Annotated in this window: 6 protein-coding genes and 1 pseudogene; 1 reads left to right on the top strand and 6 read right to left on the bottom strand. The window is 35.8% G+C overall.

Annotated features, from left to right (window positions below; translation table 11 throughout):
- Positions 1-1,160 precede the first annotated feature (1,160 nt).
- From abc-f to G634_RS0114475, 3 genes are all read right to left on the bottom strand, one after another.
- Positions 1,161-2,684: a ribosomal protection-like ABC-F family protein gene (abc-f, locus tag G634_RS0114485; RefSeq protein WP_026505872.1), complete on the bottom strand. Its 1,524-nt coding sequence runs from the start codon at positions 2,682-2,684 to the stop codon at positions 1,161-1,163.
- Between the two features lie 12 nt (positions 2,685-2,696).
- On the bottom strand, positions 2,697-4,304 hold the full coding sequence (locus G634_RS0114480; RefSeq protein ID WP_026505871.1) for an ATP-binding cassette domain-containing protein: 1,608 nt from the start codon (positions 4,302-4,304) through the stop codon (positions 2,697-2,699).
- A 170-nt stretch (positions 4,305-4,474) separates the two neighbouring features.
- Positions 4,475-5,896, bottom strand: coding sequence for an ATP-binding cassette domain-containing protein (locus tag G634_RS0114475; protein ID WP_081676656.1), 1,422 nt, complete (start codon positions 5,894-5,896; stop codon positions 4,475-4,477).
- Positions 5,897-5,940: 44 nt separating this feature from the next.
- Between G634_RS0114475 and G634_RS21665 the strand changes: the two are divergent.
- Positions 5,941-6,174: pseudogene (locus tag G634_RS21665) on the top strand (IS630 family transposase); the annotation flags it as partial.
- A 46-nt stretch (positions 6,175-6,220) separates the two neighbouring features.
- Here G634_RS21665 and G634_RS0114470 read toward each other — a convergent pair.
- The 3 genes from G634_RS0114470 to G634_RS19440 all read right to left on the bottom strand — a co-directional run bounded on the left by G634_RS0114470 (position 6,221) and on the right by G634_RS19440 (position 8,726).
- Positions 6,221-7,591 carry a radical SAM/SPASM domain-containing protein gene (locus tag G634_RS0114470; RefSeq protein WP_081676655.1) on the bottom strand — a complete coding sequence of 457 codons (1,371 nt, stop codon included), beginning with the start codon at positions 7,589-7,591 and terminating at the stop codon, positions 6,221-6,223.
- Positions 7,592-7,832: 241 nt separating this feature from the next.
- A complete protein-coding gene (locus G634_RS21275; RefSeq protein WP_155830605.1) occupies positions 7,833-8,009 on the bottom strand; it encodes a hypothetical protein in 177 nt (58 codons plus the stop codon).
- A 393-nt stretch (positions 8,010-8,402) separates the two neighbouring features.
- The gene (locus G634_RS19440) at positions 8,403-8,726 is read right to left on the bottom strand and encodes an insulinase family protein (RefSeq protein WP_442855648.1); all 324 of its coding nucleotides are present in this window, start codon (positions 8,724-8,726) and stop codon (positions 8,403-8,405) included.
- Positions 8,727-8,761: the final 35 nt, after the last annotated feature.

Raw genomic sequence — 8,761 nt, 5'->3', positions numbered from 1 at the left:
GAAACCGTGGAATACCGGAGCCGGCAAGACCGGCGAGGATATGCCGCGAAAGTTCCTTGACATAAGGTTCACGGATTATCCTGCATCCCTGGTCAGCAAGTGTGCTTGCTGGCCTGCTTCCGGCGAGGACGGGTGCGGGCAGAGCCCGCTGATTGGGTCAAGGGACTGGTCCCTTGCAGGTTCTTAGGGCGGCGCCCTAAGCCCTCGGAGAGCTTTTCGGTATCAATATCTACATTTTCAAGGTTCGTTTGAGCCTTTTTCTTTTTAGCTCATTCTTTCATAGGTCACTTGACACTACCAAAATATATATCAGCAAAAAAGCAGGAACCGGACTGACACTTGAACGCTGCCAATCAAATCCTGCCATCATTGCTACACCCCAAAGTAATACCCACGCAGCTATACATAAAAACATTTGCCGTGTTAGCTTTCTAAACTCTCTTCTAAAAACCACATAAAAGAAAGAAAGGAATTCAAAAAGCATAATCGCATTAGTCAATACAATTTCAACACTCACTGCTTAAAATGAAAGCAAGGCATAATTATCATGCCCAAAACCCTCAAAAGTTCCTCCGCCCGTCCGCAGAGGAAAACCCAATTGATGTGATGGCTCTCCTCGCAAGAGAGCTGATACCTATCCAGGAAGAAAAGCAGTACAACCGTTTGCAGACAGCCCCTTTCCGAAAACCGCGGTATTTTATTTATCGCACAGCATAAGCACAGACGACGACCAACTAATATAATACAGCTTTTTGAGGCGGATATAAATCTGTCTTTTTGTCATGCCTTGATTTTCTTATCTTCACGTTACTGTTCACAGGTCTCGGACCTGCGAACAGTAACGCTCGGTCGCAATTCAGTTCGCCTTCGGCGAAGCTCCCTCACTGGCACAATATACTTTACCCACCTGTAACTGCGCAGTAAATGCGCAGTTCAGGGGTGTGAACAGTAACATCTTCACCATCTTTGCTACTTCTTTTTCTAAACACGGCATTTTGGTCTGCCAGAAGTGAGCCTACGTTATGGTTTGTAGTCATTCTTTCAAATGTATGTCTCCTTAACTTACTGACATTGGACCGTGAACAGTAACTATTTTTTCGAGAGACAATCTTATGAGGGTTAAATATCCAGAGAACTAAGAGCAATCAGGTTGGGAGAGATCAAAAGTCAATTATCCTTGTAGCTGTATTGTCTCGGAACGTCTTATCATGTTCAACAATAAGCATTGTGGGTTCGTATTTAAGTATCAGTTTTTCAATCTGGATTCTCGAAAACACATCAATATAATTAAGAGGTTCATCCCAAATATATATATGAGCTGACTCCGCAAGGCTTCCTGCAATTAACACCTTTTTTTTCTGTCCTTCGGAAAATGACTCAATCGGTTTAATGAATTGAGTTCTGTTCATTCCAAGCTGTCTCAAAATTGCAAGCATTAGGCTTTCTTCAATCTTTTTTTGCTCACAATATTTTTTCAGACTGCCTTCTAAAAAAGAAGTATCCTGACTGACATACGATATTTTCAACCCTGATCCTATATGAAGTTCGCCAGACGCAAGATGCATCCTTCCAGATCCCTTGCGAGCATCCAGAATGAGCTTGATAAAAGTACTCTTTCCAGATCCATTTCCTCCATTCAGAAAAACACGTTCACCCTGTTTGATTTCAAAGCAAAAATCAGTAAGTATGTCTTTTGGACTCCCTGGATAGGAATAGCAAAGATCATTCGCATAAATGAGGCTTTCTTTATGATATTTCAGAGGCAACAGCTTTAATTCATCAGTTTTCTCTATATCATCCAACAACCCCTCCTTTTCTTCTATCTCTTTGGCAATCCTCTTCTCATAGTTTTTGACCCTTGCTTGTATTTTCTTAGTTTTTGCGCCGATAAAAGCCCTTGTGTCCTTATATCTATCATGTTCTTTAACGGGATCAAAACCAATCTTGGTATTTTCATTTGCCTGTGCCCATCTCGTTGATTTATCCGCTGCTTTTTTGAGGGCATTTATTTCTCTTATGTGTTTCTGATTTTCCGCTTCCAAAAATGTATCCCGCTTACTCTTATTATTCCACCAGCTTGAGAAATTACCTGTCTGGACTTCAATAGTCTTGCGATTCAACACGAGAACATGATCAACGATTTCATCCAAAAGGTTCCTGTCATGAGAAATAAGAATAAATCCTTTCTTACCGCTCAAATAATTAACAACTGCTATTCTGGCTTCATGGTCAAGATGATTGGTAGGTTCATCAATAATCAGGAACCTATTCTGCCCCGAGAACAAAACAGCAAGCATCAGTTTGGTTCTTTCTCCTTGGCTTAGTGTTTCAAAAGCTCTGTCAAGTATCTCAGGGTCTACTCCCAACTTATTGAGCTCACAAATCACCTGCCACACCTGGATGTCACTTTTCCAAATAAAGATAGCATCACCAGCGTTGATGCTAAGAATATCTTCGTTGACTTCATAAGGAAAATAATCAAAAAAAATGCCTCCTGACACTATACTCCCGCTGTAATCCATTTCTCCTGCAAGAAGTTTTGCCAGCGTCGTCTTCCCCTTTCCATTCCTTCCTATCAACCCAAGTTTCCAACTGCTGTCGAATGAAAAAGAAGCATTTTCAAATACATTATCAAAACTGTCTTCATAACCAAAAGTAAGATTTTTAATCTCTATCTTTGCCATTGTGTCCTCCACTCACTTTACAGCAATCTCCAGAGCATTAGGAAAATTTTTTACAACTTCGTGAGAGTGAGAAACAAGTATTACTGTTTTATCTTTGATATATTTTTCAAGAAGCATTATAATATCACTAATCATATCTTTTTGAACGCCTTCAAGTGGTTCGTCAAAAATCAAAAAATTTTTATTTCTACCTTGATAAAGGCATCTTGCAAGAAGTACTCTACTTTTTTCTCCACCTGATATCGTTTCTTCAGAAATCAGTCTGCCCTCGAGATATGCTATATCCATGATCTCTATCATTCTTTTATATAGGTTCATATCTGACATATCTCCCATGCATATGTTCTCTTTGATTGAGCCTTTAAAAATATGTGCTTTTTGCAGCAACATTCCAATATTATCATACAAGCTCCTGATGTCAATATTCCTCACATCACATCCATTAATCAGAATTTCTCCTGCATAATCCTTTCTTAATCCTAATAAAGCATTTAGAAGTGATGTTTTACCTTTGCCGGAATCAGCTGACAGATAATATACTCCTCCTTTTTGAACTATACAGTTAAAATCTTTCATCAAAATACTATTATCTTGATTTTTGAAACATATTTTTTCAAACCTAACCTGTTCTATATCCCTGATATTATACGCACATTCAACTTCTGTCCTATCACACATATTATCTGTGGATTCCTTAATGACATCAATTGCTGTTAGCGAGTCTCTTATATTATCTAAGGCAAATGCCAGTTCGAGAATAGGCTGACCTATCAATTCCGAATAATAAATGATCAACAATGACGTGGCTATTGAACTAGCGCCACTGTATGCTGCATTAAATGCGATACCCATTATGGAAAGGCTATAAATCAATCTCAAGCCGTCTATATAGACAAAAAAATACTTAAAATCACGAGTGCCTGCCTTTATTGAAGATTCTATCTGGACGCTGTTTCTTTCGTCGAACCTTGAAACCATATACTTCTGTTTTTTAAACAAACGAATTGTACCAGCACCTCTTATAATATCCCTACAAAAGCTAAAAAGTTTCAATTGATCAGTCTGATAGTCACCCGCCCAGTTCATGTAAAGATGATTCCCTCTGCGTGCCAGGAAAACTACCGCTGCAACAAATAAAACACTTAATAATCCGCATGCATAGTTTCTTGTAAAAATAACTATTATCATTAGTATAACTGTAAACAGTTTGAATACCGACTGTAAATTTGCAATCAAAAACAGATCAGCAACCTTTTTTCCGGTAAATGTAAGAAGATTGCTGAAATATCCCGCTCCCTTTTCTTTAATCTCTGTACTGCCAAAGTTAAAATATTTTTCACAGAGATAGTCATGCATCTCGCCAAATAGTTCCAAATTTATAATACTGTTCAGATACTCCACTGTCCTCTTTGCAATTACAATTACTATATCAGCAACAATCCATATACAAAACAGCATTGCATTCAGTTCCATGCTAATGAATGTCTTCAATATCTTCTCATAAATTATTGGCACAAATGTATCCGCAAGGCATAATAACAGATATCCAATAATTGTTAATAATGCCGCAATAATATATTTTATCTTAAAAACACTTTTAATATATATTATTCTGTCCAATGTTTTCTCCTGTACTCAGATCAACTATTATTATATTTTCTGAATATTAATTCTTTTATTCGCACATCTAATCATATTCATATCATGCGAAGTAAAAATTATTGTTTTTCCAGATAATTCATTGATCAAGAATTTAAATATTTCTTTTTTACCTTTTTCATCAACTCCAGTCAGTGGTTCGTCAAATATATATATACATCAGCATCTGTAAGTAGGGTTCTAATCAATGTGAGTTTTGACCTTTGCCCTCCTGATATTTTTTTACCGCCATCACCTATTTTATCTGATAATTGCTTCTTATCTAACCCGAAAATAATAAGATATTCGTCAAGACGTTTGTTTTTATTCTCATCATCATCTTCAATAAACATATTCGTTTGAATTGAGTCATTAAGCAGAAATGATTCTTGCTCACAGAATGCTACTTTTATATTTGGGTTTACTACAATCCTTCCTGACTCCTTCTGTTTTCGATTGGTCATTACATTTAAAAATGTCGATTTTCCGCTGCCACTATCACCTGTTATCGCAACTATGTCACCTTGAGAAATAATGGCGTCAATCATTCCAGCTTCTTCATCGGATATTTTAAAACAAACCTTGTCTATGATTACATCTCCATTTTTGCAGTTGTCGTAAGAATAATTGTCTACATTATTGTCTGTTCTATCGCTTAATGAGTGCAGAATCTTTTCCATATGCGGAATAAATGAATTAACAAAAGAAACATCTTGAGCAAATCCGGAAAGGAACTGAAAAATCTTTTTGTTATATTCATTTATTACGACTGCAATTCCAAATGTATAGTAATGCAGAAGGAATCCATGAAAATCCGCAAATACAACCAATATATAAAATACTGAATTCATAAGGTCTGTCATTATATTTGTCAAGGCCGAATATACATAATATCTGCGTGAACATCTGTCATATTTTCTTAATGCGTTTTTTTGACGCACCAAAACCCAGTCCTTGCTGTTATTTATTTGAATATCCTCTGCTCCTACCAGATCATCTCCCAGGGAATTATTAATCTCAGTATAGTAATTCTGCGCTTTTTGCGACTCCGGTATTACCTTTTTATTCTTATATTTTGTAATCACAGCAAAACATAGAATCCATATGATTTCTATACAAAATACACGAAAGGAATTAACAGTTATAAGTGTCATAGCAATAAGAACAGACAATATTGAAGAGGGAATAGTAAAAATATAGTCTCCAAAGACTTCCGTCAATTCTTCCATATTATGTGATAACAGAGTACTATCGCCTTTATTTTTGTCAATTTCTTTTCTTAATACCAGAGACGTTAATAATTGTTTTATTTGATTTTTTATCACAATGTTCATCATGCTGAATATTTTGGAAACAGTAGCTGTTACTATAGAACATATACAATATAACAAAATAGCCGCGTTATCAAATTTTGCCAGGTACAAACCATCAATAACCTTCGAGTATAATAATGGCAAAAGCATAGATAAACAATCAATAATAATATTGATTATTGTATAAACACAAAAGTACAAACGATAATTGGACGGCAGTTTTTTGAACAACGTGGTAAACAAGTTAAGAAATTTTATCATTAGAGTCAAGTTCCTATATATAAGTTTTTTCTACAATCTTACAGAGGTTAGAAATACATTACACTCCCAAGCATGGTAGCTGGCTTGAAATTGCAGAAATAAAAATAAATGTAATGGCAAGACAGTGTCTGGGTCGAAGAATCGACAACATAACTGATTTCAGATCCGAATTGGAAGCATGGGAGGATGAGCGTAATAAAAATCAAGCAACTGTAAACTGGCAATTCAGAACCGCTGATGCAAGGAGCAAACTGAGCTCGTCATACGCTGTTCTATAACAGGGGCGAGTTTTGATTAATCGTCAACGAGGCACTACACTAGTTGTTATTGCTGTATTGATGCAAAGTACGAACCGATAGAAGTCTTAATCCTTTCTCTGATCACGTCCATGCAGTTTACTGTATATTCATGATATTGATCATTCTCAGTTTTCTTAAATATGCGCTTCCGAACAAATGGACACATTCCCTGGCAATAGAGAACATATTTGCAGGAAAAACACTTTCTGTCATTAAGGTTATCCAGTGAAACATCTTCTACAACTTTCGACTCTTTTTGAATCAGCTCAGCTGAACTTCTGTTGACATTTCTGATGTTAGCAATTATTTTTGCCCGATTAAACACATTATTCCAACACTTATACATATTTCCGTTATAATCTATAACATAACTTGAATTAGAACACTCAGCGGCACAAAAAGCATTCAGCGATCCTATTTGAACCATTGGTTTCATAAAATGAAGTCTGCATGCTTTAATGGTCAGTTCTCTTATAGCTTTTTCATAACTCATCAGATCAAAACTATCCTCTGAGCCAAATATTCTTGCAAGATCAATAAACAACGTCTTTCCTATGTATTCGTGTATATCACAGCAAGTAAGGTCATCAATAAGTTGATTCACAGCCACTATGTTTTTCTTGTCAACATTTACTCGTATAATTATAGTCAAGCCGGCTCTTAGCGCCTTGCTTATATTTTTCAATATAACATGATATGAATTCACTGGTACCGTAAGGTTTCTTGTGCGGTTGTGAATTTCTTCCGGTCCATCCAGTGTTATCTGGATAAAAGAGATATTAAACTGAGCCAGCTCATAAATAAGTCTCTCGTTAAGCAAGAAGCCATTAGTCACAATGGCTTGAGATATTTTTATATTATGTTTTTTTCCAAAATCTTCAAGTTGCTTTCCATACTGTATTATTAACTTTTGCTCAAGAAGCGGTTCGCCTCCATACCAGACAATTTGTATTTCTTTGACAGTATTTGTTATCCTGTTTTCCAAATAAAGAAGTAATTCGTCAAGAAACTCTTCACGTTCCATCGACTCTTGTTCAGCGCAACAACCTTCACTGCTTTTTCTACAGTCTTTTTCAAAGCAATAAGGGCAAACAAAATTACATTCATCAGTAATTGGAATATCAATCTTAATAATATTCCCGTCACTGTACTTGGATTTATGATAAGTAAGTTGATTCAAATCACTTATATTTTTATCATCCACTATAAATCCGGTATTATTAAGCAATTCAATTTCATCATCAGATAGAACTTTTTGCAATTCATCACTATCAAGATTAGAGAACCTTTCATATGTATTATTATCAAGTTCCAAAAGGCTCCCATTTATAAGATTATACAAAATAAGATGCTCATCCAACGTTATCAGTTCTCTGTATTTTGTGATTTTTTTCATATCAAAATCCCAGACATTTCACTTTATGTATTCTATAAAGCCACCTTTTTACAACTATCATGTGCCAGATATATTCCATGCAAAAACAGGTTCATTTCTAGCGTTTAAACGGGTATTACGTCTTAACGATTATATGTGCTTTTCATCTAAATAATAAAAAAACCGGCAGCTACCGATTTGACTTTATGCTTAGCAACTGCCGGATTTTCTTTCTCCTGTTCTTTCTTGTTAGTGCAAGATATTATACACTTTTTATAACTCTGCATCCACCAAGATGACTGCATGAACCAGCTGCCAGCTTTACTTCTACTGTGTTTTCCTGGTCATTAAAATTCCTGATAACCTTCATCTCAATCTCCTTTCCGTCTATTATTATAAATGATTGTATCCACTCCCAGATATCGATCTTATAAGGCACAATTACTATCCTTGATAATGCTGATAGATTACACCGTTATTTTTAACCGTAGACAAAAATAATACTTATTGCTTTCACCTATTTAACCCGTATTATGGATACAATATTTACCATCAAACCTAATGTCCACCAAAAATTTTGTCCCACCATTCTAGCCAGTTTCCACCTGATGTAAATAGCATTTCCATCTTTTGTACCTCCTAAAAATGGGTAGTGTCAAATTTACTACCCATTTTTAGTTCTAAAACCTTGATTTATCGGGCGTTCAAAATAAAAAGAGCATTGACCTCCCTTTTTGGTATAATGTCAATCGCCAAACCAACATTCCCAAAGAAAGGAAACAATGCTCATGGACATTATACTTTATCTACTTCAACTCATTCAACAACTCTATCAGCAGAATTGCTGGCTTATTAGCTTCCTGAATAACAACTTTTTTTCATTTTCAAACATATCTTTTGGAAACACTCTATTATTCATAGCAATGTTAGAAAGACACTTTACGCATAAATCAAGAGTATTCGATAGACCAGTGAAATAGAAACAAGTATACTCTTTTGTTGTTGCTGCGTTATATACCACTCCGCTGTTCGTCGCCTCTTCGATAAGTCTTTGATATACTTCGTTTCCGGAAGTAACCGGATTAACAACCAAATGTTCTACAAGATGTGATAAACCACTGTTACTATCAGATTCATTCTTGCTTCCCTGTGCCACCCATAGTCCACATGCAATTGTCTTTGCTCCAGGAA

The sequence above is a fragment of the Butyrivibrio sp. NC3005 genome (genome assembly GCF_000424545.1).
Taxonomy (GTDB): Bacteria; Bacillota; Clostridia; order Lachnospirales; family Lachnospiraceae; genus Butyrivibrio.
Note: the sequence above shows the minus strand (reverse complement) of the source record. Positions and strands in the feature narration are given on the sequence as shown.

Excerpts from the sequence above, each read along its gene's own strand:
- abc-f (WP_026505872.1), bottom strand. The coding sequence starts at position 2,684 with ATGGCAAAGATAGAGATTAAAAATCTTACTTTTGGTTATGAAGACAGT.
- G634_RS0114475 (WP_081676656.1), bottom strand. The coding sequence starts at position 5,896 with ATGATAAAATTTCTTAACTTGTTTACCACGTTGTTCAAAAAACTGCCG.
- G634_RS0114470 (WP_081676655.1), bottom strand. The coding sequence starts at position 7,591 with ATGAAAAAAATCACAAAATACAGAGAACTGATAACGTTGGATGAGCAT.